This is a genomic window from Alteromonas sp. ABH4_457, assembly GCF_056160625.1.
On sequence record NZ_JBSWXN010000001.1, the window covers coordinates 673,453 to 697,540 of the forward strand.

The following is a 24,088-nucleotide window of genomic DNA, read 5'->3' on the forward strand; positions in this document are numbered from 1 at the left end:
CGACCTTTCGCAACGGCAGGTGGACGGAAATAACGAGTTTATGAGCGATTACAAACCGACATTGAATTTACCGGAAACGCCTTTTCCTATGCGTGGCAACTTAGCGCAAAGAGAACCGGCGATGCTTAACGATTGGCAGGAAAAAGACCTGTACAAACAAATTCGCGCAGCAAAAGCAGGTAAGAAGCCATTTATTTTGCACGATGGCCCTCCTTATGCGAACGGTGATATTCACATTGGTCACGCTGTAAACAAAATTCTGAAAGACATTATCGTTAAGGCTAAAACCTTATCTGATTTCGATGCGCCTTATGTTCCCGGTTGGGATTGTCACGGTCTGCCCATCGAATTAATGGTTGAAAAGAAAGTCGGTAAGCCGGGCGTAAAAGTCTCTGCGGCTGAGTTTCGTCAGAAGTGCCGCGACTACGCGCAAAAGCAAATCGATGGCCAGATGGCAGATTTTAAACGCCTCGGTGTGTTTGGTGAGTGGGATAATCCCTATAAAACCATGGATTTTAAGTCTGAAGCCGACATCATCCGCGCGCTGGGCAAAATTGCGGACTCCGGACATCTGGAAAAAGGTTTCAAACCGGTTCACTGGTGTACAGACTGTGGTTCAGCACTGGCAGAAGCAGAAGTTGAATATAAAGATAAGGTTTCGCCAGCTATCGATGTGAAATTCCCGGTAGCGGATGCAGACGCAATTGCTGCTGCATTTGGTGTGTCTGCCGGTGACTTAAAAGCGCATAATGCGTCAGCGGTTATCTGGACCACCACGCCATGGACATTGCCTGCCAACCGCGCGATTAGTTTGCATTCTGAATTGACGTATTCACTGGTTGAACTGGACGGCGGCGACTGGATAATTCTGGCGGAAGATCTGGTTGAAAGCTGTATGACACGTTACAGCGTGGAAAACTTTAAAACAGTGGCAACCTGCACGGGCCAGTCACTTGAAAAGCTGACCGTTAATCACCCGTTCCTGGATATCACTGTACCGTTCATTTTAGGTGACCACGTTACTACGGACTCCGGTACCGGCCTTGTACACACAGCACCGGCTCACGGTGTAGACGACTTTAATGTTGGTAAGCAATACGACATCGAAGTTTACAACCCTGTTGCAAACAACGGTGTCTATAATGACGAAACGCCGCTGTTTGCCGGTCAGTTCGTGTTCAAAGCAAACAAACCGATCATCGAAAAGCTCGAAGAGAACGGCAACCTGCTGCTGAATATCAATTATGAGCACAGCTATCCCCATTGCTGGCGCCATAAAACGCCAATCATTTTCCGTGCTACGCCTCAGTGGTTTATCAGCATGGATAAAAAAGGCCTGAGAAAAGCGTCTCTGGAACAAATTGAGAAGACAGAGTGGATCCCTGAGTGGGGCCAGAACCGCATTGAGAAAATGGTAGAGGGTCGTCCTGACTGGTGTATTTCACGTCAGCGTACCTGGGGTGTGCCTATCCCACTTTATGTACACAGTATTTCCGGTGAATTACACCCGGAGACTGCTGCTATCATCGAAACGGTGGCGCAAGCTGTTGAGCAAAAAGGAATACAGGCCTGGTGGGATCTGGACGATGCTGCACTGTTAGGTGCTGATGCTGAGCAGTATGAAAAGGTGACTGATACGCTGGACGTATGGTTTGACTCTGGTGTAACGCATTATTTTGTTGTTGAACGTCGTGACGATATTCCTGCCAGCGCAGACTTGTACCTTGAAGGTTCTGACCAGCACCGAGGCTGGTTCATGTCGTCTTTAATGACCTCCACAGCTATGTATGGTCACGCTCCTTATAAAGAAGTGCTGACGCACGGTTTCACTGTGGACGCGCAGGGCCGTAAGATGTCCAAGTCCATCGGTAACGTGGTCGCGCCGCAGCAGGTCACAAACAAGCTGGGCGCAGACATACTGCGCTTGTGGGTAGCGTCGACTGACTATCGCGGCGAAATCGCGGTGAGCGATGAGATTTTAAAACGTGCTGCTGATGCGTACCGCCGGATCCGTAACACCGCCCGTTTCCTGCTGGCTAACCTGAATGGTTTCGACCCGGTTAAAGATGCGGTTGCACCGGACAATATGGTTGCTCTGGATCGCTGGATCGTTGCCCGCACTGAAAAGCTGCAAAATGAAATCATTGAAGCGTACAACAATTACGACATGCTGGTGGTATCACAAAAACTGACTCACTTCTGTTCAATTGAACTGGGCAGTTTTTATCTGGATATCATTAAAGATCGTCAATACACGGCGAAAGGGGATAGCAATGCCCGTCGTTCGTGCCAGACTGCGTTGTACCACATCATCGAAGCACTGGTTCGCTGGATGGCTCCGGTCACCAGTTTCACCGCCCAGGAAATCTGGGATGCGTTACCCGGTGAGCGCAGTGAATTTGTATTCACTGAAGCCTGGTACGAAGGCCTCGCTGGCTTTGCGACAGAAGGCGGCTTCGACGATGCTTACTGGCATAAAGTGATGACAGTGAAAGACGCGGCCAACCAGGCGATGGAGCAGGCGCGTAAGGACGGTCAGTTAGGTGGTTCACTGGAAGCGAATATTAAACTGTTCGCAGATGACGCACTGAAATCTGTACTGGACAAGCTGGAAGATGAACTGCGTTTCGTCCTGATTACTTCCGGTGTTGAGCTGTTGCCGTTAAGCGAAAAAACAGACAGCGCGAAAGCCACAGAGCTGGATGGCCTGTTCATTGAAGTGACGAAGAGCAGCGGTGAAAAATGTGTTCGCTGCTGGCATCACCGTGATGACGTGGGCAGTTACGAAGCACACCCTGAATTATGCGGACGTTGCGTAACTAACGTCGACGGTGAAGGGGAAAATCGTCAATATGCCTAAACTGTTGACTGATACCGGCCTGCGCTTTTTATGGATAAGTGCTGTCGTGGTGGTACTGGACTTATGGAGCAAGTACGAAGTTATCGGCGAAATGGCATTGTCTGAGTCCATTCAGATATTGCCGTTTTTCAACTTAACTTATGTACGTAACTACGGTGCCGCGTTCAGCTTTTTGCATGATGCCTCAGGCTGGCAACGGTGGTTTTTTACCGCTATTGCAGTAGGGGTGAGTGCCGTTATTCTATGGTGGCTGAAACAGGCCGGAAAAGGACATAAGCTGTTACCGGTGGCGTTTTGTTTTATTTTGGGTGGTGCCATAGGTAACGTTTACGACCGGCTGGTTCACGGTTTCGTTATCGACTTTTTAGACTTTTATGTTGGTCAGTCACACTGGCCGGCTTTTAACCTTGCAGACAGCGCCATTTTTATTGGTGCTGCCTTACTGGTGTGGGACATGCTTACCAGTAAAGATGAAAGCAATGCGTCTGACAGCGCCGGTTCAAATTCGTAACAGGAGCACGCAGTATGAGTGATTTTGTGATTAATGCCCAATCTGAAGTGATCATGCACTTCGATTTAAAGCTGGAAGACGGTTCTGCCGCTGACAGTACCCGCCTGAATAAGCCGGCCAAGCTGGTGATGGGCGATGGCAGCCTGACACCTAACTTTGAAGCGTGCCTGCTGGGTTTGAGTAAGGGCGATAAAAAGGCCTTTACGCTGGCCCCTGAAGACGCTTTCGGTCAGCCTAATCCGGATAATATCCATCATATGGAACGCACCCGTTTCAGCCATGATCTAAACCTTGAGGAAGGTATGATCGTGGCGTTTTCACAGCCTGACGGCAGCGAAGTACCGGGCATTGTCAGAAGTCTTGCCGGAGATTCTGTTACCGTAGATTTCAATCATCCGCTGGCAGGTCAGACGGTGATTTTCGATGTCGAGATAATCGACGTTATTAATTCTGCAGCGTAAGGTTTAGCGGAGCTTTTATGCAAATACATCTTGCCAACCCCCGTGGCTTCTGTGCGGGTGTAGACCGTGCCATCACAATTGTTGAACGTGCACTGGAAATGTTCAGCCCGCCTATCTATGTACGTCATGAAGTGGTCCACAATAAATTTGTTGTGGACGGACTAAAAGAGCGTGGCGCACTGTTTGTTGATGAGCTTGATGAAGTGCCGGATGACAGCATCGTTATTTTTTCAGCTCACGGCGTTTCTCAGGCAGTACGAAAAGAAGCAGAAGCCCGCGGACTGAAAGTGTTTGATGCAACCTGTCCGCTGGTAACGAAAGTGCATATGGAAGTGACACGCGCCAGTAAAACCGGCACGGAATGTATCCTCATCGGTCACGCCGGACACCCTGAAGTAGAAGGTACAATGGGGCAGTACAATAATCCGGAAGGTGGCATTTATCTGGTGGAATCCAGCGAAGATGTTGCAAAGCTGGAAGTGAAGGATCCGCAGCATTTGTATTTCTGCAGTCAGACTACGTTATCGGTAGATGATACTGCGGATGTTATCGATGCACTCAGAGACAAATTCCCGGCAATCAGCGGTCCACGCAAAGACGACATTTGTTACGCTACGCAAAACCGTCAGGATGCCGTGCGTGAATTGGCGACAGATTGCGAAGTGTTGCTGGTTGTCGGTGCTACTAATAGCTCCAACTCCAACCGTCTGCGTGAACTCGCGGAGAAAATGGGGGCGCAGGCGCATCTTATTGCCGATGAAAATTGTATTCAGAAAGCGTGGCTTGAAGGTGTTGAACACATCGGTGTTACCGCCGGTGCCTCTGCGCCGGAAGTGCTGGTGCAGCGGGTAGTCAATCAGCTTAAGGCATGGGGAGCGCAAAGTGCTTCTGAACGTCCCGGACGTGAAGAAAACGTAGAATTTGCCGTGCCTAAAGAGTTACGTATTAAACAAGTCAGTTAACTCCTTCCCCGTTACGCCTTTCTTCATCGCGGAGTGTTGCTGCTCCGCGAATTATACTTTTCAATACCCAACGATTTCTGCCGATACTTATTAAAATGCCCCTCTGATGTAGGATAAATGCGGGGTAAGTTTAATTTTTGAACAGGTAGACTAGTTATGCGTCAGCATACGTTGCAAAAACGGCAAACCGGTGTGGGCTTCATTGAAGTCCTCATAACGTTGTTCGTGCTTGCTATCGGTCTGCTTGGCGTTGCATCTCTGCAATTTGTGGGTTCTTTTGCGAACAGGGATGCGATAAGCCGCACACAGTCTGAACTGGTTGCCGAACAGGTAGCAGAGCGGTTACGGGCTGCCACGCGGCCGGCCACGGCAGGCGACGGAATGGTAGTGAATAACGCTTATTTCACCAGTAACAATTATAATTTTGCCACGCTGTCCTGTGGTTCCGGTGATACGTATGCGTGTCACTGTCTGAGCCTGCCTTCTTCCATTCCCGACTGTGAAAGCGGCACATGCAGCGAAGCACAGATAGCGCAGTACGATGCGTGGTCATTGTCCTGTGCAGCAGTACAAACTAATAAAGCCATTACACTGGATGTGTCCTGCACTGACAGTAACAGCGGAGATGCTGACACCTGCTCAGCAGGCTCCCGCATTCATATTATGCTGACCTGGCCGGTTTCGTCTTCCTCCAGGCAACAGTACACGTTAAATACCCGGTGTAACCCTGACTCCGGCGACAGTAATGCCTGCGTGGTTAAGGACATCACACTATGAATCAGCGGGGCTTTACCTTAATCGAAATGATGATCGCGCTGGTGCTGGGTCTGGTGATCAGCGGTGCAGTGATCCAGACAATGGTCAGTTCCAGAGTGACAAATTCCCTGAATCAGGCGGTCAGCCAGGTGCAGGAGTCAGGACGTTTTGTTATGGCAAGGCTGAACCGCGAAGTTATTGAGGCCGGGCGCTACGACCAGGTAGTAGCCAGAGTGGATACCACGGTAGACCCCCTTGTTGAAGCGGCATTTATTCAGAACCGTCCTGTCGGCCTGCCGGGGGATTACCTGTCCAGCGCATCCCTTGGCTCAAGCCAGGGCGGAAGCGGCGCTGATGATGAACTGGTAGTGAATTTTCTGGGGCGGGAGGATTGCACCGGAAACCGTTATGGCTACACAGGCAATGACGAATTTCACGTGGTTAACCGTTACTACGTGTCCGGAGAAAAACTCTATTGTTCAGGATACGATGGCAGGGCATTGCGTGGTGTAAAAACGGCAACAGGTACCAGCAAGTCAGTGGTTCTGATGGACAATGTCGTGAGTTTTCAGGTGCAGTACGGGGTTACGGCCACCGCCACCGGTTCTCAGGGACAAGCTGTTCAGTACGTCACCGCCAGCCAGTTGTCAGCATTGCGGGCGGTTAACCGTCAGGTTGTATCGGTACGCATCGGGGTGTTGTTAAAAAGTGATGCCTCTCAGGTCTCAAATATCGCCAGCCGCAATATAGCCGTACTGAATGAGAGCGCGGTAACTACTGACAGCGGGCACTATTTTCAGGTGTTCACGCAAACACTGGCGTTACGCAATATGAAGAATTTTGTGAGGAGCCTGTGATGCAAGGATTAAAGCCTCAGCAAGGCATGGTACTTATTCTGGCGCTGCTTATTTTATTATCACTGACTATCCTGGGTGTCAGTGCTGTGTCGTCAAGTCTTGGGCAGAGTAAAATGGCTGTGTCGATGCAGCGTTCCGGGCAGGCTTTCGATGCTGCGGAAGCGGCACTGGCCGGGGTGTTTTTTGAAGCTGAAGACGAAATTTTACTGACCGATTCCAGTAAAACCGATCCCTTGTCAGAAGCCCGTCAGGGAACTCAGTTTGATCCGGATTCCGATACATTGAGTTGTTCTGATCAGAACTGGACTGACCGTCGGGTAACTACCTCAGTACTGAATACCGGCTCAGAACACAACGGAAGCGGTAATTATCAGAATGATATGCGTACTGAAAGCTGGTCGAAAACCGCTTTCGTACGTGAGCAGGCCTGCAGAGGCTCAAGTAATGTGATTGGTGGTAGTAACGTTAACTGTCACGTGTTTGTTGTCAGAGGGTGTGGCAAGGTAGCCGAGCGTTCAACGGTGGTGGCAAATACCGTGACTGCCGCTGTTATCGCGCCCGCTTCGCAGTAGGAATTATGAAAATGAAAAAAGTATCACGCTGGTTTATTTCATTTCTTATGTGGTCGTGCATCGGCTTCGCGGCATGGGGTGACGATCTGGATATTTATCTCGGGACAGCAGACTCATCGAAAACCTATTTGCCGAATGTACTGTTCATTATGGATACATCGGGCAGTATGGCGGCTTATGACAACACCAGTCAGACAAGGATGCTCAGAGTACAAAATGCGCTGAAAGCGGCGCTGGACCAGGCAACCAATATTAATGCCGGCCTGATGCGTTTCTCTGATTATGGCGGCCCAGTACTCTTTCCGTTACAGGGAATTGACGAAGCCATTAATCCTGAGCTGATCACGTCAACCGGCGGCAGTACTGACGATGCTTCCGAGATAAATGGTTCGGTGTATGTGAACAACAATGCGGTTTATTTCACCTACGGTACGGCGACGGTAACAAGCGGTTTGCGTTTTACCGGTTTAAATATTCCTCAGGGCGCCACGATTACCGGCGCTTATATGCGTCTGACGTCCTCACAGTTAAACTCAGCGGCTTCTGTGATCACTATTCGCGGTGAACTTGCGGCCGACAGTCAGCCGTTTTCCACAGCATCATCTGATATCTCATCAAGAGCCACAACCGCAAGTCAGGTTGACTGGACCACTGATAATGAGTTTCCCGTCACTGATGATGTGATTTCAACACCGGATTTTTCACCAGTCATACAGGAAATCGTTGATCAGGCGGGCTGGTGTGGCGGTCAGAACCTGAGTCTTATTCTTGAAGGTAGCAGTACTGACAGCAGCAGTGAGCGCAAAGCCAGATCGGCAGATTACGGCACCACAGGCTCACCGCAGCTGGTGGTCACCTATGATGAATCTACCGCCACAGGCTGTATTTCAGGTGAAAGCCTGTTTCAGGTGTCTTCCACCAGGGACAACGCTGAGGAAAAGAACAATGGCTATCAGTCCACCGGTACTGAGCTGACCATGAATTCAAACTACAACGCGTACATCGGCATGCGTTTTACCAATATTAATGTGCCAAAGGACGCTACCATCAATAAAGCTTATCTCGTCTTTACCGGTTATGACTATCACGGCGGCAGTGCGTCCATGAAAATTTCAGCATCAGCAGAAAATGATGCTGAGAATTTTAAGAACTATAGCCGCTATCTGCTCAGAAATAAGTCTAAGACCAGTGGCATTACCTGGAACATGCCCACCTTTTATCGTAAATGGCAGCATGTCACTCCGGATATTTCCAGCGTGGTTCAGGAAGTGGTTAATCGTGGTGGCTGGAGCGCCGGGAATGATTTAATGCTGATATTAAGTGATTTCTACGGTGACCGTGGAGCTTATTCGGTGAATGGCAGTGCGTCACGTGCACCACAGCTTTACATTCAATTTAACGGCAATGCAACGCCGGGGGTTTCTTCCACCGTACGTGAACACCTTATCGGCAAAGTGGACGAACTTAAAGCCAGTGGTTACACCCCCATTGTGGATACCCTGTACGAGGCAACCCGCTATTATGGCGGCTTGTCTGTGGACTATGGCCTGACCCGCGGTAACAACAATGTGTCAGGTGATGTGCGTAAGAGTACCCGTGTCAGCCACCGTAATTCTTACAGCGGCTCAGATCCGGTCCGTCCTTACGGATGCAGTGATGACAACCTGAGTGATGCGGATTGTATTAACGAATACATTCCATCCGGTGCAACCTATATTTCTCCGGTCACAGATTTGCAGTGTCAGACCAATAACCACATCGTGTTACTGTCTGACGGTGAAGCAAACAGTAACCACAGTGTCAGTAAAATTCAGTCTATGCTGGGTAAGTCCTGTACCGGTTCCGGTGGTGAAAAGTGCGGTCTGGACCTGGTGAAGAACATCAGTAAAACCGAAACGTCTGTGATAGACCGTCGTGTTATCACCCACACTATCGGTTTTGCTGCCAACAGCAATGCGAACAATTTCCTTAACCAGATCGCGCTGCAAAGCGGCGGTGGTTTCTATCAGGTGGATAACAGTGATGATTTGCTTACGGCTTTCCAGACTATCCTGCGTTCAGTAAAAGATGTAAATGCTACCTTTGTGTCACCGGGTGTGGCCGTTAACCAGATGAACCGTCTGACCCACAAAGACGAGCTGTATTTTGCTTTATTTAAGCCATCAGAGGGCACTATCTGGCCCGGTAACGTGAAAAAATACAAAATTAGCGGTGACACGATTCTGGATAAAAATGGCGCAGGAGCAGTGGACTCTGTAACAGGATTCTTCTCAGATTCATCTCACAGCTACTGGTCCACGCTGGCCGATGGCAACGATGTGAGGGAAGGCGGAACGGCCAGCCAGATGAATATCAACCGTAATGTGTATTTCTTTGACTCACCGGGTTCTATTGCATCCAGTCTGAATGCCGTGCATGAGAACAATGCGCTCATTACCACCGCAGATCTGGCAATTACCACGTCATCTAATCCGGTAACCTTGAGAAGTGAGTTGCTGAAATGGTCACGGGGGGTCGACGTTAAAGATTCTGACGGTGACGGCGACTCCTCTGATGTGCGCCTGCAAATGGGCGACCCAATTCACTCTCAGCCGGTCATTGTTAACTACGGTACCAATGATTCAGCCATTTTTGTTGCAACCAATCAGGGGTTCCTGCATTCCTTTGATGCCGCCACCGGTAAAGAAAACTTCGCGATTATTCCGAAAGAGCTGATGGCCAATCTGCACGACTTTTACCAGAATGCCTCTTCGTATACACACATCTATGGCCTTGACGGTGATATGGTTCTGCGCACAGTCGGCAGTAAAACCTACCTGTATCTTGGCATGCGTCGTGGTGGCAGTAATTATTATGTATTCGATGTAACCAGCAAAACATCTCCCAAACTGGTATTTGCAATCCGTGGCGGCACAACCGGACTTGAGAAAATGGGACAAACCTGGTCCCGTCCTACCATTACCAAAGTGAAAATGGGCAGTACCGAAAAGAATGTCATGATTGTGGGTGGTGGTTACGCAGACGGTCACGATACAAAGCTGACAAGGGATCCTGACGGTATTGGTAATGCTGTGTACATGTTTGATGCCGATACCGGTGCGTTGCTCTGGCACGCCAGTAACAGTGATGCAAACCTCAATATTGCTGAGATGCAGTACAGCATTCCAAGCCGGATTTCAGTGATTGACCGTGATAACGATGGATATGCAGACCATATGTATGTGTCAGACATGGGCGGGCAGTTGTTCCGTATGGATATCTACAACGGCAAAACTGGCAGCGACTTTGTTAAAGGTGCCCGTATCGCTGATTTAGGCGGGGCAACCAATACAGATAACCGCCGTTTCTATTACGGTGCAGATGTCTCTGAAATCGCGCTGGGCGATGAGTTATTCTACGGCGTCGCTATCGGCTCTGGCTGGCGCGCCTCGCCGCTGGATGTAGATGTGGATGACCGTTTCTATTTCATTAAAGACAAAGGTGTTTTTGAACACGACAGCAACGGCGAATATGTGTTTAACACAGGCGTAACTGAATCCACTCTGTACGATGCCACTAATTCGCTACTGAGCAGTTCAGACGCCAACACACAAAGTGTGGCGGCATCCCAGCTTGCAGGGAAAGATGGCTGGTTTATAAAGCTGACTACCGGAGGGGAAAAAGTGTTGTCTTCACCTCTGATCATTGATTACAAAATTTTCTTTACCACGTATGTACCGGCTGCGAGCTCAGAAAGTGACTGTGCGCCACCTACCGGTAACAGCCGTGCGTATCTGGTAGATATGTTGACGGGTAATGCAGTGGATGATCTGAATAATGACGGTGATATTGATGAAAAGGATCGCTACGCTGAGCTGAAACAGACCGGTATTGCGCCTGAAACGAAAATTCTCATTGAGGAAATCGTGGAACCGGTAGTTTGTCTGGGCACAGAGTGTGTGTCTGCAGTGATCAGCGTCGACCAGGATGGTAACGAAGAGCAGTGCACATCGGCCTTTGCCTGTCTGGCACAAAATATCTTCGGCCGCTTCGAACGGGTACAGCAAAACAGCTGGACCACAGAGAAAGAGCGCCAATAATGAAAAAGGATAAAATGAAAGAAATGCGTGGTTTTACTCTGATTGAACTGATGATTGCGGTGGCTATTGCGGGCATCCTGGTGGCGGTAGGATATCCCGCTTATCAGGGTGTTATTCAGGAAAGCTACCGTAAGACGGCACAGTCTGATTTGATGGCGTTCGCAGCAGCAATGGAACGTCATCATACCGGTGGTTTTACTTATGAGGGCGCTGCATCGGGTGGTAGTGATACCGGTACACCAACTATTTTTAATAACTGGTCACCGGCCTCTGAAAGTGCCTCAGATAAGCGCTATACCCTGACCATCCAGGCTGCCTCTGCAACTGACTACGAGATAAAAGCTACGCCGGTGTCCGGTACCAGTCAGGCATCGGATGGTATCATTTTGTATTACAGCGACGGGCGTAAAGCCTGGGACGAAAATAACAGCGGCAGTATCGACAGCTCAGAGTATTGCTGGTCCTGCTGATCCCTCTCATGGTGTTAAAGCATTCAGCCGGCTGATTTTACGCACATCTGCAGAAATGAGTGGGTGAGGGCTGCTCACCGTGACCGGACTACTGGCTTGAATGCCGTCATGACTTTTCCATTTCACCGACAGGGTACCGGATTTCAGTACCGGCCAGGGAACATCTGCTGTTGCCGCAGTGCCGGTTACATTTCCTGAATGGATATAGCGGGGCTGGATTTGCCAACTGACTGTGAACTGCATTGCCGGCGCAACCGGTCCGCTGTTCACTGTATGCGTACCACTGACCACGTTGGCTGACAGGTTATTTCCCTGATTAAAAAAGTCAGCCATTTCACCGGTACCGTTTCTTCCGGTATCTGACAATTGTTTGCCCAGTGTCTGCGCGAGCAGTAATCCCTGACTTGCGTCATGAAGTGCCAGCGCTGCAGAAATGCTTGATTGCATGGTCATCAGGCTGGCAGTGAGAGAGCCGGTTAAAAGAATAAATGCCACCAGCAATTCCGTCTGTATAAATCCTTTCATCGTTAACTGTCCCGTCATGGATGTGCTGTCCCGGGTACTATGCCGGTTTGTTGTAATAAAGGGTGGTGTTGCAGGTTTTGCAGAATAGTGTAGTGATAGGCCACACGGAGGTGACTGTCTGCCGTGGCGGGATGATTAAGTAGCAAACTGCCGTTAATAATGGCACTGTCTGAAATCTGTATTTTACGGCTAAAACCGCTGTTGTTTCTGTAACTGACAACAACGCCGTTCACCACCGCATTATCTTCCATTTTGATATGACCATTTTCTATAATGAGCAACACAGGCGACGCATTGTTGCCCAGGGTTTTGTTACCTGAAAGCGTACAGTCACCTTTTACATATACGATGACATCTGTGGCGGGCAGAGCCTGACAGTCCGTGTAGATATTGCGGCTCAGAAGAGCAATGATGGTTAAGTCAGCGTTATCCAAATCCAGCCCGAAGAGATAATCTCCCGGTGGTATAGCGATTTTATTATCTGCATCTTTGATATCAGCACTTTTAAACGGCGTATTACTCAGCGGTGATACCGGACATAAGTCCTGACCGGTAAATGAATCTGCACAGGTCATCCTGCCATTGACTGACATATCAACAGAAGCTGCGGACCACAATGAATAAACAAAATCCGGATGAGACCCTGCCGGCGGGAGATACAGCGCAAATGTGCCCAGTAACGGCGTTGAACCGTTGTACACCACAGGTGCGGCCGGAATGGAGAGCAAAAAAGGAAACTTTGTCAGTTCCACACGGGAGCTGAGCATACCATTGTCCACTGCGCGGCTGACATCCAGAGTGATGTTGTGAACTGTTGCATGGCGGACAGTCTGAACACCCGGCTGGCTTAACACCATATTCGCGCCGGAAAGCGGGGCAGGTGGCCAGCTGGCGGCATAATTAATTTCGGCCTGAGCCTGAATCACATCACCAGCAAGATCTGCACGGGTAACTACTGCATTTTTACGTAACAGAAACTGCGTAGCAGATCCGGACAGCATAACAGTCAGTGTGGCACCTGCCGGTACAACAATCAGCAATAGCAGCAGCACTGTACCTGTCCATATTGCTCCGCGTGGCGCTAATTTGTTGCCGGAGCATTGCTGCTTGTGTTTTCGGGCCAGTCTAATCATGATATACCGTGACAATAAATGTATTTTGTCTGGAAATGTCACTGGCTGTTTTGAGACCCATGGCAAGAGAAACGGTGATATCGGTGGTTTGCTGTTTCCTGTCCAGACTCACAGTAAACTGACTGACAGTCACAAAATTTGGATCGGTAATATCCTGCCATCCGGATTGAGTACATGTGCGGCCGTTAATCCGCGTTTCCAGCGCCTTGCCTCTGAGTCTGAAACCTCTTCTCTCATTCACAGGCTGACTGTCAATGACGCCGTTCAGATTGAGATCTGATGCATAAATAATACAACTGCCGGCGGGTTCATTTCCGTAAGCGCCGCTTGCCAGCTTTGAGGTGAACGCTTTATCCGGATTCCCTGACTGAATGAGCGTTTGCAGGTAATTTCCCGTTTTGCCGCTTTCCCTTAACTGTTGCCGCAGTAACGATGTGACACGAACCATTTCATCTTCCAGCAACAGAGCACTTGTCTGGCGTTGCTGACTGTTTTTCACTGAAGCAATCAGTGATGCTGAGGTGGCAATGAGCGTCAGGCCGGTCGCCATGGAAATAAGCATGCCGGACAGACTGAAGCCCGCCTGAATTTTTAACATGCCCGGTATCCTCCGTAGTCCATATTTTCAAGACAAACGCGGATGCGGCCCTGGCTGCTTACAATCATCTTGCCCCGAAGTCCTGACACATCGAATGTCAGGGAGCCTGCATTACCGGAAGCTTTGCCGCTACCCTTGCTGAACCGGGCAAAATGAGCCGGGTTAAAAGTATTATTAACCAGTGATGTGGCCGGGTAGCCGCCACTGTTCACCGGCTTAAAAAGTGCTGAGGCTGAGCAGGACGCAGGAATATTGCAATGACACACCGTTGACGTAACCACCGTACACCAGGATGTGCCGGCATGGATGGCAATGTAACCGTGCTGGCCGCCGGCAAGTGCCACAGACTGCGCCCGTCTAAATTGCAGTTGTACTGCATCCAGCAACCTGGTCAGTTGTCCAAGACGATATTGATGTTGAATAGCAGGCAAAGAAAGACTCGCGACTATCGCTGTTATGGCAAGTCCGGCCAGCAGTTCTGTAAGCGAAAATCCCTGACGCATGACAACTGTCCTTTTAGGCGGCAGCGAACTGGTCTGCCGGTTTGATAAAGTGATGTCAGTCTATTTTGTGAGCAGGGAATTGTATGCTGTACCAAAGGAAAGATTTTTTATCTCAACGGGGTGTGACGCTGATGTCACTGATGATGGCACTGGCTGTCACCGGTATTCTCAGTGCATTGTCAGTTCCCGGCTTCGTTGATTTGCTAAACCGGCACGAACGGCAACAGGCAAGAAGTCAGCTGCTGCGGTGGCAGGCCGAGCAAATACGGTTTCGTCTGGCGAATGCGGGTTATGCCGGTCAGGTGGCGTTATCGGCCCCGGTCATTAAGAAGTATACGTTCACGGTCATTAATGTTTCTGCAGGCGGGTATGTACTTCGTGCTGACCGGATTAAAGGGTTAAACGACGGCTGCGATACCTTGACGCTGGATGCTGCAGGCACATATGCGCCTGTAAAATGCTGGCATTAGCAGGACAAATCGCTGCCGTTGAGATCTTCTTTAATGCCGTTACCACTGGCATCTGTGGCAACAGATACGCGGCCGTATAAGGTAATCAGCACGGCCGATGCGGCTTTGGCATCCTTTGACGACGGGCAAATTTTGATGGTGACAGCATTGCTGACACTGCCATCAGCGGCAAACGTCAGGGTGCCTGATACTCCGTCCAGTCCAAGGCCGGTACCCAGAGGATCAGTAGAGAGTATAAGCGGTTCATCGTTGTCTCTGGCACCATTCAGATTGGCATCCATAAAAACGATTTTTGCCTGAGTCCAGTCATTTGAACAATTTTTGTAGTCAGATGTGGGGCAAAGCAGGGTAGTCTGCTCCTGATCAATGGCGGTGAAACGGGCCATCCGCACAGCGCCGCTGATATCATTTACTGCCGCTATCACCCTGTTTTGCTGGAGAACGGACTGCATGGCAGGTGCGCCGACAGTGATCAGCAGAGCCATGATGGCTACAGTGATCATCAGTTCTATCAGAGACAGTCCTTTTTGCGCGTTCATACCTGTTGCAATTATTCAGTTACCCGAAGGTCAGATTAACCGAAATGCACAGAAAATGCGTATATAAAAGACAGCAAACGGCTGGATGTCTATACTTTACCGTGCAAAGTAAAATGCAGTTCCGGTGTGGTAATTTGCAGGTCAAAGAGATGCTTTGTCTATGTACGTCAGGCAATCTTTGTGTAAACTATTGCAGTAACGACATAGACTTAGTCGTATCAGTTCACTAAACAACGAGTAGCAAGTTATGAAAAAAATTGAAGCGATTATCAAGCCGTTCAAGATGGATGATGTTCGTGAGGCACTGGCCGAAGTAGGAATTGCCGGCATGACCGTCACCGAAGTAAAAGGCTTTGGACGTCAGAAAGGGCACACTGAGCTGTATCGTGGTGCTGAATATCAGGTAGATTTTCTGCCAAAGATTAAAGTGGAACTGGTACTTGCAGACGATCAGGTTCAGCAGGCCATTGAAGCCATTGAGTCATCAGCAAAAACTGGCAAGATTGGTGACGGGAAGATCTTTGTTACCACGGTTGAAACGGCTATCCGTATTCGTACCGGTGAACAGAACGAAGAAGCGATCTGATACAAAGAAGCCGGTGAGCTGACGCTGCACCGGCTTCTTTTATTCCGTTCAGGGCTTAGTGGTTATGACCACAGCCACCTTCACCATGCACATGACCATGTTCCAGCTCTTCCTGAGTCGGTTCACGGATATCTACTACTTCCACATCAAATTTCAAAGGTACGCCTGCCAGCGGGTGGTTGCCATCCACAATCACTTCTTCTTCACTGACTTCAATTACGATCACAGATTGTTCGCCGCCCTCAGAAGTAGCACGGAAAGACATGCCGGGTTGCACATCCATACCGTCAAACATTGACTTAGGTACGCTTTGTACAAGTTCATCTGCACGCTCACCGTAAGCTTTTTCAGGCGCTACAGCGACGTCGAATTTATCACCCTTATTTTTGCCCATCAGAGCATCTTCCAGACCTTCAATCAGGAAGCGTCTGCCGAGCAGCACAACCAACGGGTTTTTGCCTTCTGAAGAGTCCAGTGTAGTGCCGTCTTCTGTTGAAACGGTATAGTGTAGTGTTACCACACTGTCTGACGTGATTGTCATAATATTTCCTGTTTTGGGGTGTGTTTTCTCAACACGTGAATTTGCATTGCCTGCTATACAGTATATGGCAATGCGTAAAAACATGCCTGAACGTCAGGCGAGTCCGCCAGTCTGTGTGGCGTGTCTGCTTCTGTGTCGTTGGGCAGCACGGCCATGAACCAGGTCTCTTTGCCCAATGTAGCACAGCGGATAACAGTGCCGCCTCTGCGCCATCCTGTATCCAGTGCCTTCTCAACGGTATCACCTACTTTAACATCAATTGCCGCGGGTAAACAAAAGACGTATCCCGCGCGCTTATTTTTTCCCAGGTAACGTGTGCGGGCTACGACTTCCTGACCCATATAGCAGCCTTTATTAAAATCGATGCCGTCCAGCGCCTGTACGTTCATCATCTGGGGAACGAACTCATTAACCACTTCACCGCTGACTTCAGGAATACCCTGAGACACCATTAAGGCGTCATAAACGCAATAATTGTAAGTTTGGATGTTCTGTTCTGCCTGCCATTGTTCCAGCGTGCCGGCAGCGGTTTCACTGAGAAGCAAAATAAACACATCCTGCGGATAATCTGCGCGGATCGCTACACCGTCAGAGTGCTGAACTGTGGCCAGTGTCTGCTCTGGCAGTGAGCCGAAAAACTCGCTTATCCATTGCTCTGCCTGTTTGCCTTTCACTGCATATTGCTTCAGCTGGCTGTCTTTTTTCTCAATGGTAACTTTTGAAAATACGCCGTATTTTTTTAACTGTTCCAGAGAGGCTTCTGCACAACCTGATGGCATCAGCATCAGAATGCTGTTCTGCCAGCGGCAAACAGTGCTGAGCGACCATGTCTTACCTTTAAAGTCACAATGCGCAGCATGGCGGGCTGTATTGTCAGCAAGATTTTTTACATTGATGGTCAGTTGCCCGTGCAGGTAATCATTTTGCTGTTCACCTTCAACAGTAATGACTGTGGAACCCGTCAGAGGAATAACAAAGTCTGAAACTAACTCATTAAGTGAATCTGGCGTTGACATAAACCATCCGTAACTTTTAAACGTGAACTCTAACTATGGGGGGCGAATTAGAATTCACAAGTTTGTAATCTGACAAAAAGTACGGTGAGCCGGCGTAACTCTTCTGGTATAGTGCTGCCGTTCAATGAAGAGGTCCTAATTGATGTTCACTGAGAAAAGACGTAACCGGCTAAAGTGGGCATGCCGCCGGGGCATGCTGGAACTGGATGTATTATTTCTGCCATTCGTAGAAGAAGCATTCGACGACTTAAACGACGACGATCAGGTTTTATTTGAACGTTTACTTACCTGTGACGACCCCGATTTGTTTGCCTGGTTCATGGGCCATCAGAAATGTGAAGACCCTGAGCTGGCAAGAATGGTCAAAATCATTCTGGATCGTGTCAAAGTATAGCTTCGTTATCCGCTACCGTGCCATCCGGATGGCTGCGGTAGCTATCCCTCTTGCGGCTGCAGGCATCGCGATATGGTCATTGCCTGCCAGCGCCACTTCGTGGTTTCCTGATTACACTGTTTCCGTATTCCTGTGCTCTGTTGTGCCGCTCTCTCTGCTAATCCTGCTTGCCGGGCATCACAAAATGCGACAAGGTTATGAAAGCATAACGGTTGACGGAAACCGGTGGTATGAGCCGGCCCGCAGCGGTACAGTGAGGCCGCAGACAATATCATCCGGCAGCAAAGTGACGATTTTCGGTATTTACCTTGCCGGTACAGATTATGATGGCAGAGCTTGCAATCGCTGGGTGTTACCGGGGGAATGTAAGAAGCTTTATTATCGTCGTCTGGTGAGACTGGTTCAGCATCAGTCACAAGGGGATTGAGTAACTATGATGAGTTTATTGTACCGGGCGCTGACGCACCGGCCTGACAAACAATTGCTGAAGCAATTTAAACCTCCTGCGGTGCCGGGTGTTCATGGGGGTAAAACACAACTGATTAACCCCTCACATTATCACCGGTACTGCGATATTACCCACTGGCAGCACGGGGACAGACTGCACCCCTGTTATCTGCAGATGCTGTCTCTGCCATTGCAGATGCGGTGTCTGGCACACCCGCGAAGTCCGTTCCCCTTATTTGGCCTGGTACACAGGAAAAACCAAATCAGCCAGCAAAGCGGGATCAGGCTGTCTAAACCTGTCACTTTACGCACGGGTTTTTCTGCGGTTACACCTCACCGGCGGGGCTGGGATATTCATATGTATACCACTGCAACACAACAAGAGAGGGAATGCTACCGCGCAGAAGCTACTTATCTGGTGCGGGTAAAAGCGCCACATGTGGGCGACGGTGTGGAGCCTTCAGCGCAAGTGGCTAAACACTCTGAGGAAACAGAGGTTGCAAAACGCTGGCAGAGCATTGCTAGTTTTTCTGCCCCGGCGGATGCCGGCCGGCGTTATGCAAAGATTTCAGAAGACGCCAACCCCATTCATTTAAGCGCATTTACAGCAAAGCTGTTTGGTTTTCCCAAAGCGATTGCCCACGGCATGTGGACGCTGGCCATGGCGGTGAGTTATGCAGAAACAGATAAAGCTGATCACAGCACTGATATAAATTGTGATTTTAAGCGTCCACTTTTTTTGCCCGGCAAAGCGGACCTTAAAATTAGCAGGGGAGAGGGCACAACAGATTTCCTGTTGGAAAATTCAGCAAATGGTGAGCCATTAATAAAAGGGGCCGTTAAATCCGGCGAAACCGGTTCAGCGAAAAACTGAACCGGCGGTTGTTAAAGCTGCTCTTCTTCCCGGTACGTACTGGTGGCCAGTGTACCGGGTTCAGGCTGACATTTGGCCGGTAATGGTTTGAGTACTGTGGGTCTGGCTTGCGGTAGCAGGTCCGGATAGTCCACATTGTAATGCAGGCCCCGGCTTTCCTTACGGTTCATTGCGCAACGTACAATCAGTTCCGCAACCGTCACCAGATTGCGCAGTTCCAGCAGGTTATTGCTGACCCGGAAGTGTGCGTAATATTCCTGAATTTCCTGACTCAGTAACTGGATCCGTCGCAGTGCGCGCTCAAGTCTTTTGTTGGTGCGGACAATGCCCACGTAATCCCACATAAACAAACGCAGTTCATGCCAGTTATGTTGAATGATGACTTCTTCGTCTGAATTGGTAACCTGTGATTCATCCCAGGGGGCGATCGTCTCTTCAGTGTAGTCGTCCTGCAAATGAGTAAGGATGTCTTTCGCGGCAGCTGCGGCGTAGACCACACATTCCAGCAGAGAGTTTGATGCCATGCGGTTCGCACCATGCAGGCCGGTATAAGCTACTTCACCAATGGCATAAACGTTATCGAGGTCAGTTTTGGCATTAAAGTCAGTCATCACACCACCGCAGCTATAGTGCGCGGCAGGCACCACAGGAATAGGCTCCTTAGTGATATCTATGCCCACAGACAGACACTTGCGGTAAATGTTCGGGAAATGCTTTTCAATGAAGTCAGCCGGCTTATGACTGATATCCAGATACATACAGTCAGCACCCAGACGTTTCATCTCGTAGTCGATGGCACGGGCAACAATATCCCTGGGCGCTAAATCGCCCCGTTCATCGAAGCGTGTCATAAAGCGTGTCCCATCAGCATGGCACAGCTGTGCACCTTCACCCCGCAGTGCTTCGGTAATCAGGAAATTTCTTGCCTGAGGATGATACAAACAGGTGGGATGGAACTGATTGAATTCCATATTCGCCACACGGCAACCAGCACGCCAGGCCATGGCAATACCGTCACCGCTGGACACATCCGGATTAGATGTGTACTGATACACTTTGCTCGCGCCGCCCGTGGCCAGCACAATGAAACGGCTGCGGATAACTTCCACATGGGCCTGTTCCAGATTCCACGCATACACACCGGTACAGTGCAGGTGATTACTGCGGGACTTAATTAAGTCGATGGCGTTGTACCGTTCCAGAAACCGGATATTGGGGTGGGATGACACCGCATCATTCAGAGTAATTTGCAGCGCTTCACCGGTTGCATCGGCAGCATGTAAAATACGGCGGTGACTGTGACCACCTTCACGGGTCAGGTGAAAACGCTCCTCACCCTGCTCATTCGTTTCAGTATCAAAAGGTACGCCGTGATTTATCAGCCAGTTCAGTGCATCTTTAGCATTTTGGGCTGTGAAGCGTACTGCGTCTTCTTCACACAATCCTGCGCCGGCATTTAATGTGTCAGCAACATGTGCTTCAACAGAATCATGTTCGTCGAAAACGGCGGCAATACCGCCCTGGGCGTATCGGGTCGATCCTTCATTGCGGTCGCTTTTGCTCAGCACAATCACATTACAATGATTTGCCAGTTTGAGCGCCAGACTCAATCCGGCAGCACCACTGCCGATGACTAAAACATCACATTGGTGCTCAATTCCTTTCGGATCCGCTGATGTTAGTGAAGAAGCCACTGATTTCATGGTATTTTAGCGGTTTACTTGTAGGCTAAGGTCCGGCAAGTCTAAAGGAAGCACAGCAAAACGCAAAGCATAGAGCGCGCGTCTGCAGGATTTTTCTTATATTATTTATTGATAATTTAAAGATTGTCCGCATTTTTTGCGAACTTATTGGGAATAATGCAGTCTACCTGATGCTTGCATGAGCTGTTTATGTGGTAGATGTTAAGGAGAAATAGCTCGGATGAGCGAGCAGATAACCGATCAACAGATTGTTGAAAAGGTACAAAGCGGTGATAAAAATGCATTTAATTTACTGGTAACCCGTTATCAGCATAAAGTGATGCATTTGGTGTCTCGATATGTCAAAAACTCCGGTGACGTTGCAGATGTCACTCAGGATGCGTTTATCAAGGCTTACCGCGCGTTACCAAATTTTCGCGGCGACAGTGCGTTTTACACCTGGTTGTACCGCATTGCCGTTAACAGCGCTAAGAATTATCTTGTGGCACAGGGGCGAAAGCCGCCTGCAAATGATGTCGACGCTGAAGACGCAGACTATTATGAAGGCAGTGATGCGCTGAAAGAGCAATCCACGCCGGAACGCAGTTTGTTGTCTGATGAACTCGAAGCTACATTATTCCGTGTTGTGGAGAAGTTACCCGACGATTTACGTATGGCAATTACCCTGCGGGAAATTGAAGGCTTAAGTTATGAGGAAATCGCCAGCGTAATGGGGTGTCCTGTCGGTACAGTCCGCTCCCGGATCTTCCGGGCACGTGAGGCAATCGACAAGGTCATACAGCCATTGTTAGAAAATTGATTTTTTTTCACGATGAAATTGAACTTTCACGGGATGAAACGAACTAACCAGCTGTGTTAAGGTGGTAAACGATCATTTCGATCAGGATTTTATAATATGACGCAACAGCAAGAAAAATTGTCAGCCTTTATGGATGGCGAGACAAACAGCGCTGACATCATGGATGCAATCCTTAATGATGAAGAGCTAAAAACAAAGTGGAAGCGATATCATGTTATTCGTAGTGGTTTACGTAAAGAAGCCACGGTCGCACCTCAGTTAGACATTACTGCTGCGGTAGCCGCTGCCTTAGAAAGTGAACCTACAGTGATGGCGCCGAAGCGTTCAGGCTGGAAATCATTGCCGCTGGTCGGTAGTGTGGTGCCATTCGCCAAACAAGGTGGACAATTCGCCGTTGCTGCTTCTGTAGCTGTGGCGGTGATTCTGGGTGTTCAACAAATGAATCAGCCTGAACCTGCAGAACCGTTCTCTACGTTTGAGACGAATACCCGTCTGGGTGGTCTTTCTCCGGTTAGTCTGGAACAGACCCGTACGATTCCGCGCAATGATATGAATGTTGTGCTGGAGAAAAAGCGTAAGATCAATGCTATCATCGCTGACCATGAACAACAGATTCAGCTGAAGCAGGCAGAAGATCAAAGTAAAGCCGTAGAAGAACGTGCTGAGTCTGACGCTAATCCAAATTAAGAGCTAAATGACAAAATCATTTATACAACGCGTACCAGCTCCAGTGGAGCTGGTACGCGCGTTTTCAGGGCATGCTTTTCTGGCATGCACATTTTCCTTTATCGTTTTTTCTTCTCCTGTTCCTGCTCAGGAAAACGGGACTGAAGGGGCTTCGCGGCAGGTTGTTGCTGAAATCGAAGCAGAATCTGATGCTCAGAATCCGGTGTCTCAGGATATTTTACCTCCCGATTCTATCGTGACAGCGGAAGAAGCTATCAGCCAGAAAGCCGCAGCACACAATGACAGCGCAGAACCGGAGTCTGTTGGATCAGCGCAGGTTAAGCCGGAGTCGGTGACCGGATGGCTGGAGAAAATGACTGCAGCGACCCGTACACTGAATTTTCAGGTGGCCTATGTCGTCAGCCGGTTAAATCAGGAAACTGTGCCCTATTTATGGCGACACGGTGTACTTGAAGACGGTACCAGCGTTGAGCAGTTGAATCTGCAAAACGGCCCCGGAAGAGAGCTCATCCGGGTAGGGGATGTGGTCAGTATATTTGAACCGGATACCCAGCCTTACAGTCTGCATTCTCAGTATATCAATGGTCCTATACCCGGAGAGTTGCTTTACGAACCGGTTTCTCTGACCAAAGGCTACGAGTTTGTGTCTGTGGGCAGAGCCCGTGTGGCCGGCCGGCCAGCTCAGCAGATCAGGATCGTCAGTCGTGATAATACCCGTTTCAGTTACCAGCTTTGGCTGGACGAACAGTCGGGGATGTTGCTGAAACTTAATACGCTGGATTTACAGGGCAATGTGCTGGAGCAAATTCAGGTTACATCACTGACAATGTCAGACACGCCGCCTGCGTACTTTGCCCGTGTGAACCGTGCTTCTCTTCCCAGGCCGCTGGCTTTAACGCCGTCCACAAACCGTCAGCAAGGATGGGAAGTCGATTATCTCCCTGATGGTATGGTCGAAGTGAAAAGAGATATCCGCCGCCTGGCGATGACTGGACAAGTGGTGGAATACAAACTGTTCTCTGACGGGCTGGTGGATGTGTCTGTATACGTACAGCCAGCCAGTGACGCCATCGGCTCCGATTTAGTCCTGCGCCATGACCTGAGTACGTTTCTGACTCTCACCGATGGTAAGGCCCAGGTGACAGTCATCGGGGAAATTCCTCTGCAGACGGCCAATGCTATTGCCACTTCTTTGAAGCTCAAAGAGGTCAGCGGTGATTAAAGAAACCGCTACGGTTATTGCGGTTGACGGTGATGTGATCACCGTTGAAGCCGCTATCAAAACCACCTGTTCATCCTGTCAGGCACAATCTGACTGTGGCTCCGGTGTTATTTCCCGCGCATTGTCGCCGAAAACCCAGCAACTGACCTTACAATCGCCGGTGCCCTGTAAGGTTGGAGACAAAGTCAGTATCGGCGTGCCGGAAGCCGGCATTGTGACTGCTTCTCTTTGGCTTTACGTCATTCCTCTCATTATCTTTATTGCCAGTGCGCTGAGCTTAACTGCACTGCTGCCGGCTGTGGGACTCAGCGGCGAATTTTGGGTTTTACTGGGTAGCCTGTGTGTGACTTTTCTCGCCTTCACTGTAATTTCAGGTTACCTGAAAAAGCGCGACCAGACCCGTTTCCGTCCTGTTATTCTTTCTTCTATTCCTGCTAACGGAGCCGTTCAGCGACATCAGCCCTGAACTGAGCCAGAAAAGGCTTGTATACTGATTCGCTTTTCAGTGAAGAAATAGGTAAAA

The 24,088-nt window shown here is 49.4% G+C and carries 26 protein-coding genes; 18 read left to right on the top strand and 8 right to left on the bottom strand.

Annotated features, from left to right (window positions below; genetic code table 11):
- Positions 1-40: 40 nt before the first annotated feature.
- The 9 genes from ileS to ACXAGR_RS02885 all read left to right on the top strand — a co-directional run bounded on the left by ileS (position 41) and on the right by ACXAGR_RS02885 (position 11,528).
- Positions 41-2,860: an isoleucine--tRNA ligase gene (ileS, locus tag ACXAGR_RS02845; protein ID WP_474842533.1), complete on the top strand. Its 2,820-nt coding sequence runs from the start codon at positions 41-43 to the stop codon at positions 2,858-2,860.
- On the top strand, positions 2,853-3,371 hold the full coding sequence (lspA, locus tag ACXAGR_RS02850) for a signal peptidase II (protein WP_474848025.1): 519 nt from the start codon (positions 2,853-2,855) through the stop codon (positions 3,369-3,371). Before ileS ends, lspA begins: the two co-directional genes overlap by 8 nt.
- Positions 3,372-3,385: 14 nt before the next feature.
- The gene (gene fkpB / locus ACXAGR_RS02855; protein ID WP_119501965.1) at positions 3,386-3,832 is read left to right on the top strand and encodes an FKBP-type peptidyl-prolyl cis-trans isomerase; all 447 of its coding nucleotides are present in this window, start codon (positions 3,386-3,388) and stop codon (positions 3,830-3,832) included.
- A gap of 17 nt (positions 3,833-3,849) precedes the next feature.
- On the top strand, positions 3,850-4,794 hold the full coding sequence (gene ispH, locus ACXAGR_RS02860; RefSeq protein WP_119501964.1) for a 4-hydroxy-3-methylbut-2-enyl diphosphate reductase: 945 nt from the start codon (positions 3,850-3,852) through the stop codon (positions 4,792-4,794).
- A gap of 156 nt (positions 4,795-4,950) precedes the next feature.
- Positions 4,951-5,571: a type IV pilus modification PilV family protein gene (locus ACXAGR_RS02865; RefSeq protein WP_303573082.1), complete on the top strand. Its 621-nt coding sequence runs from the start codon at positions 4,951-4,953 to the stop codon at positions 5,569-5,571.
- A complete protein-coding gene (locus ACXAGR_RS02870; RefSeq protein ID WP_474848027.1) occupies positions 5,568-6,407 on the top strand; it encodes a PilW family protein in 840 nt (279 codons plus the stop codon). The genes ACXAGR_RS02865 and ACXAGR_RS02870 overlap by 4 nt, the downstream gene beginning before the upstream one ends.
- Entirely contained in the window at positions 6,407-6,979 is a 573-nt protein-coding gene (locus ACXAGR_RS02875) for a PilX N-terminal domain-containing pilus assembly protein (protein ID WP_119501961.1), read from the top strand. Before ACXAGR_RS02870 ends, ACXAGR_RS02875 begins: the two co-directional genes overlap by 1 nt.
- A gap of 11 nt (positions 6,980-6,990) precedes the next feature.
- Entirely contained in the window at positions 6,991-11,058 is a 4,068-nt protein-coding gene (locus ACXAGR_RS02880; protein ID WP_474848030.1) for a PilC/PilY family type IV pilus protein, read from the top strand.
- Positions 11,058-11,528: a type IV pilin protein gene (locus ACXAGR_RS02885; RefSeq protein WP_119501960.1), complete on the top strand. Its 471-nt coding sequence runs from the start codon at positions 11,058-11,060 to the stop codon at positions 11,526-11,528. Before ACXAGR_RS02880 ends, ACXAGR_RS02885 begins: the two co-directional genes overlap by 1 nt.
- Positions 11,529-11,534: 6 nt before the next feature.
- Here the strand turns inward: ACXAGR_RS02885 and ACXAGR_RS02890 are convergent, their stop codons facing one another.
- The 4 genes from ACXAGR_RS02890 to ACXAGR_RS02905 are packed head-to-tail and all read right to left on the bottom strand — an operon-like array spanning position 11,535 to position 14,287.
- Positions 11,535-12,053, bottom strand: coding sequence for a hypothetical protein (locus tag ACXAGR_RS02890; RefSeq protein WP_474848032.1), 519 nt, complete (start codon positions 12,051-12,053; stop codon positions 11,535-11,537).
- Positions 12,054-12,067: 14 nt separating this feature from the next.
- A complete protein-coding gene (locus ACXAGR_RS02895) occupies positions 12,068-13,186 on the bottom strand; it encodes a hypothetical protein (RefSeq protein WP_474848034.1) in 1,119 nt (372 codons plus the stop codon).
- Complete coding sequence (locus tag ACXAGR_RS02900) at positions 13,179-13,784, bottom strand: hypothetical protein (protein ID WP_474848036.1); 606 nt, start codon at positions 13,782-13,784, stop codon at positions 13,179-13,181. The genes ACXAGR_RS02895 and ACXAGR_RS02900 overlap by 8 nt, the downstream gene beginning before the upstream one ends.
- Positions 13,778-14,287, bottom strand: a complete 510-nt coding sequence (locus ACXAGR_RS02905) for a prepilin-type N-terminal cleavage/methylation domain-containing protein (RefSeq protein ID WP_474842513.1) — start codon at positions 14,285-14,287, stop codon at positions 13,778-13,780. Before ACXAGR_RS02905 ends, ACXAGR_RS02900 begins: the two co-directional genes overlap by 7 nt.
- An 83-nt stretch (positions 14,288-14,370) precedes the next feature.
- Here ACXAGR_RS02905 and ACXAGR_RS02910 point away from each other — a divergent pair, with 83 nt between their 5' ends.
- Positions 14,371-14,757, top strand: coding sequence for a type IV pilin protein (locus ACXAGR_RS02910; protein ID WP_474848038.1), 387 nt, complete (start codon positions 14,371-14,373; stop codon positions 14,755-14,757).
- Here the strand turns inward: ACXAGR_RS02910 and ACXAGR_RS02915 are convergent.
- Positions 14,754-15,296 (bottom strand): GspH/FimT family pseudopilin, encoded by a 543-nt coding sequence (locus ACXAGR_RS02915; RefSeq protein WP_303573090.1) that lies wholly within the window; start codon positions 15,294-15,296, stop codon positions 14,754-14,756. The two genes, ACXAGR_RS02910 and ACXAGR_RS02915, sit on opposite strands and share 4 nt — an antisense overlap.
- 247 nt (positions 15,297-15,543) lie before the next feature.
- Here ACXAGR_RS02915 and ACXAGR_RS02920 point away from each other — a divergent pair, with 247 nt between their 5' ends.
- On the top strand, positions 15,544-15,882 hold the full coding sequence (locus ACXAGR_RS02920; protein ID WP_119501953.1) for a P-II family nitrogen regulator: 339 nt from the start codon (positions 15,544-15,546) through the stop codon (positions 15,880-15,882).
- A gap of 55 nt (positions 15,883-15,937) precedes the next feature.
- Here ACXAGR_RS02920 and ACXAGR_RS02925 read toward each other — a convergent pair whose 3' ends face one another.
- The gene (locus ACXAGR_RS02925; protein ID WP_303573091.1) at positions 15,938-16,423 is read right to left on the bottom strand and encodes an FKBP-type peptidyl-prolyl cis-trans isomerase; all 486 of its coding nucleotides are present in this window, start codon (positions 16,421-16,423) and stop codon (positions 15,938-15,940) included.
- A gap of 53 nt (positions 16,424-16,476) precedes the next feature.
- Entirely contained in the window at positions 16,477-17,439 is a 963-nt protein-coding gene (ygfZ, locus tag ACXAGR_RS02930; RefSeq protein ID WP_474848040.1) for a CAF17-like 4Fe-4S cluster assembly/insertion protein YgfZ, read from the bottom strand.
- Between the two features lie 142 nt (positions 17,440-17,581).
- Between ygfZ and ACXAGR_RS02935 the strand changes: the two genes are divergently transcribed.
- Genes ACXAGR_RS02935 through ACXAGR_RS02945 form a run of 3 tightly spaced genes read left to right on the top strand, consistent with a single transcriptional unit; the run spans position 17,582 to position 19,154 of the window.
- Positions 17,582-17,833: an FAD assembly factor SdhE gene (locus tag ACXAGR_RS02935; protein WP_119501950.1), complete on the top strand. Its 252-nt coding sequence runs from the start codon at positions 17,582-17,584 to the stop codon at positions 17,831-17,833.
- Positions 17,820-18,260: a protein YgfX gene (locus ACXAGR_RS02940; protein ID WP_474848042.1), complete on the top strand. Its 441-nt coding sequence runs from the start codon at positions 17,820-17,822 to the stop codon at positions 18,258-18,260. The genes ACXAGR_RS02935 and ACXAGR_RS02940 overlap by 14 nt, the downstream gene beginning before the upstream one ends.
- A gap of 6 nt (positions 18,261-18,266) precedes the next feature.
- On the top strand, positions 18,267-19,154 hold the full coding sequence (locus tag ACXAGR_RS02945; protein ID WP_474848044.1) for a MaoC family dehydratase: 888 nt from the start codon (positions 18,267-18,269) through the stop codon (positions 19,152-19,154).
- A gap of 11 nt (positions 19,155-19,165) precedes the next feature.
- Here the strand turns inward: ACXAGR_RS02945 and nadB are convergent, their stop codons facing one another.
- Positions 19,166-20,857 (bottom strand): L-aspartate oxidase, encoded by a 1,692-nt coding sequence (nadB, locus tag ACXAGR_RS02950; RefSeq protein ID WP_474848046.1) that lies wholly within the window; start codon positions 20,855-20,857, stop codon positions 19,166-19,168.
- A 220-nt stretch (positions 20,858-21,077) separates the two neighbouring features.
- On the opposite strand from nadB, the gene rpoE reads away from it, so the two are divergent.
- The 4 genes from rpoE (at position 21,078) to ACXAGR_RS02970 (ending at position 24,031) form a co-directional block, all read left to right on the top strand.
- Positions 21,078-21,656, top strand: a complete 579-nt coding sequence (rpoE, locus tag ACXAGR_RS02955; protein ID WP_119501946.1) for an RNA polymerase sigma factor RpoE — start codon at positions 21,078-21,080, stop codon at positions 21,654-21,656.
- 96 nt (positions 21,657-21,752) lie between these two features.
- On the top strand, positions 21,753-22,343 hold the full coding sequence (locus ACXAGR_RS02960; RefSeq protein WP_119501945.1) for a sigma-E factor negative regulatory protein: 591 nt from the start codon (positions 21,753-21,755) through the stop codon (positions 22,341-22,343).
- 7 nt (positions 22,344-22,350) lie between these two features.
- Complete coding sequence (locus tag ACXAGR_RS02965) at positions 22,351-23,565, top strand: MucB/RseB C-terminal domain-containing protein (RefSeq protein ID WP_474842495.1); 1,215 nt, start codon at positions 22,351-22,353, stop codon at positions 23,563-23,565.
- The gene (locus ACXAGR_RS02970; protein ID WP_474848048.1) at positions 23,558-24,031 is read left to right on the top strand and encodes a SoxR reducing system RseC family protein; all 474 of its coding nucleotides are present in this window, start codon (positions 23,558-23,560) and stop codon (positions 24,029-24,031) included. The genes ACXAGR_RS02965 and ACXAGR_RS02970 overlap by 8 nt, the downstream gene beginning before the upstream one ends.
- Positions 24,032-24,088: the final 57 nt, after the last annotated feature.

What these genes read in the sequence shown, in the direction of transcription:
- ACXAGR_RS02945 (WP_474848044.1), top strand. Translation starts at nt 18,267, where the DNA reads ATGATGAGTTTATTGTACCGGGCGCTGACGCACCGGCCTGACAAACAA.
- ACXAGR_RS02925 (WP_303573091.1), bottom strand. Translation starts at nt 16,423, where the DNA reads ATGACAATCACGTCAGACAGTGTGGTAACACTACACTATACCGTTTCA.
- fkpB (WP_119501965.1), top strand. Translation starts at nt 3,386, where the DNA reads ATGAGTGATTTTGTGATTAATGCCCAATCTGAAGTGATCATGCACTTC.
- ygfZ (WP_474848040.1), bottom strand. Translation starts at nt 17,439, where the DNA reads ATGTCAACGCCAGATTCACTTAATGAGTTAGTTTCAGACTTTGTTATT.
- ACXAGR_RS02965 (WP_474842495.1), top strand. Translation starts at nt 22,351, where the DNA reads ATGACAAAATCATTTATACAACGCGTACCAGCTCCAGTGGAGCTGGTA.
- ACXAGR_RS02960 (WP_119501945.1), top strand. Translation starts at nt 21,753, where the DNA reads ATGACGCAACAGCAAGAAAAATTGTCAGCCTTTATGGATGGCGAGACA.
- ACXAGR_RS02915 (WP_303573090.1), bottom strand. Translation starts at nt 15,296, where the DNA reads ATGAACGCGCAAAAAGGACTGTCTCTGATAGAACTGATGATCACTGTA.
- ACXAGR_RS02895 (WP_474848034.1), bottom strand. Translation starts at nt 13,186, where the DNA reads ATGATTAGACTGGCCCGAAAACACAAGCAGCAATGCTCCGGCAACAAA.
- ACXAGR_RS02880 (WP_474848030.1), top strand. Translation starts at nt 6,991, where the DNA reads ATGAAAAAAGTATCACGCTGGTTTATTTCATTTCTTATGTGGTCGTGC.
- rpoE (WP_119501946.1), top strand. Translation starts at nt 21,078, where the DNA reads ATGAGCGAGCAGATAACCGATCAACAGATTGTTGAAAAGGTACAAAGC.
- ACXAGR_RS02885 (WP_119501960.1), top strand. Translation starts at nt 11,058, where the DNA reads ATGAAAAAGGATAAAATGAAAGAAATGCGTGGTTTTACTCTGATTGAA.
- ACXAGR_RS02900 (WP_474848036.1), bottom strand. Translation starts at nt 13,784, where the DNA reads ATGTTAAAAATTCAGGCGGGCTTCAGTCTGTCCGGCATGCTTATTTCC.
- ACXAGR_RS02875 (WP_119501961.1), top strand. Translation starts at nt 6,407, where the DNA reads ATGCAAGGATTAAAGCCTCAGCAAGGCATGGTACTTATTCTGGCGCTG.
- ileS (WP_474842533.1), top strand. Translation starts at nt 41, where the DNA reads ATGAGCGATTACAAACCGACATTGAATTTACCGGAAACGCCTTTTCCT.
- ACXAGR_RS02905 (WP_474842513.1), bottom strand. Translation starts at nt 14,287, where the DNA reads ATGCGTCAGGGATTTTCGCTTACAGAACTGCTGGCCGGACTTGCCATA.
- ACXAGR_RS02870 (WP_474848027.1), top strand. Translation starts at nt 5,568, where the DNA reads ATGAATCAGCGGGGCTTTACCTTAATCGAAATGATGATCGCGCTGGTG.
- nadB (WP_474848046.1), bottom strand. Translation starts at nt 20,857, where the DNA reads ATGAAATCAGTGGCTTCTTCACTAACATCAGCGGATCCGAAAGGAATT.
- ispH (WP_119501964.1), top strand. Translation starts at nt 3,850, where the DNA reads ATGCAAATACATCTTGCCAACCCCCGTGGCTTCTGTGCGGGTGTAGAC.
- ACXAGR_RS02935 (WP_119501950.1), top strand. Translation starts at nt 17,582, where the DNA reads ATGTTCACTGAGAAAAGACGTAACCGGCTAAAGTGGGCATGCCGCCGG.
- ACXAGR_RS02890 (WP_474848032.1), bottom strand. Translation starts at nt 12,053, where the DNA reads ATGAAAGGATTTATACAGACGGAATTGCTGGTGGCATTTATTCTTTTA.
- ACXAGR_RS02920 (WP_119501953.1), top strand. Translation starts at nt 15,544, where the DNA reads ATGAAAAAAATTGAAGCGATTATCAAGCCGTTCAAGATGGATGATGTT.
- lspA (WP_474848025.1), top strand. Translation starts at nt 2,853, where the DNA reads ATGCCTAAACTGTTGACTGATACCGGCCTGCGCTTTTTATGGATAAGT.
- ACXAGR_RS02865 (WP_303573082.1), top strand. Translation starts at nt 4,951, where the DNA reads ATGCGTCAGCATACGTTGCAAAAACGGCAAACCGGTGTGGGCTTCATT.
- ACXAGR_RS02910 (WP_474848038.1), top strand. Translation starts at nt 14,371, where the DNA reads ATGCTGTACCAAAGGAAAGATTTTTTATCTCAACGGGGTGTGACGCTG.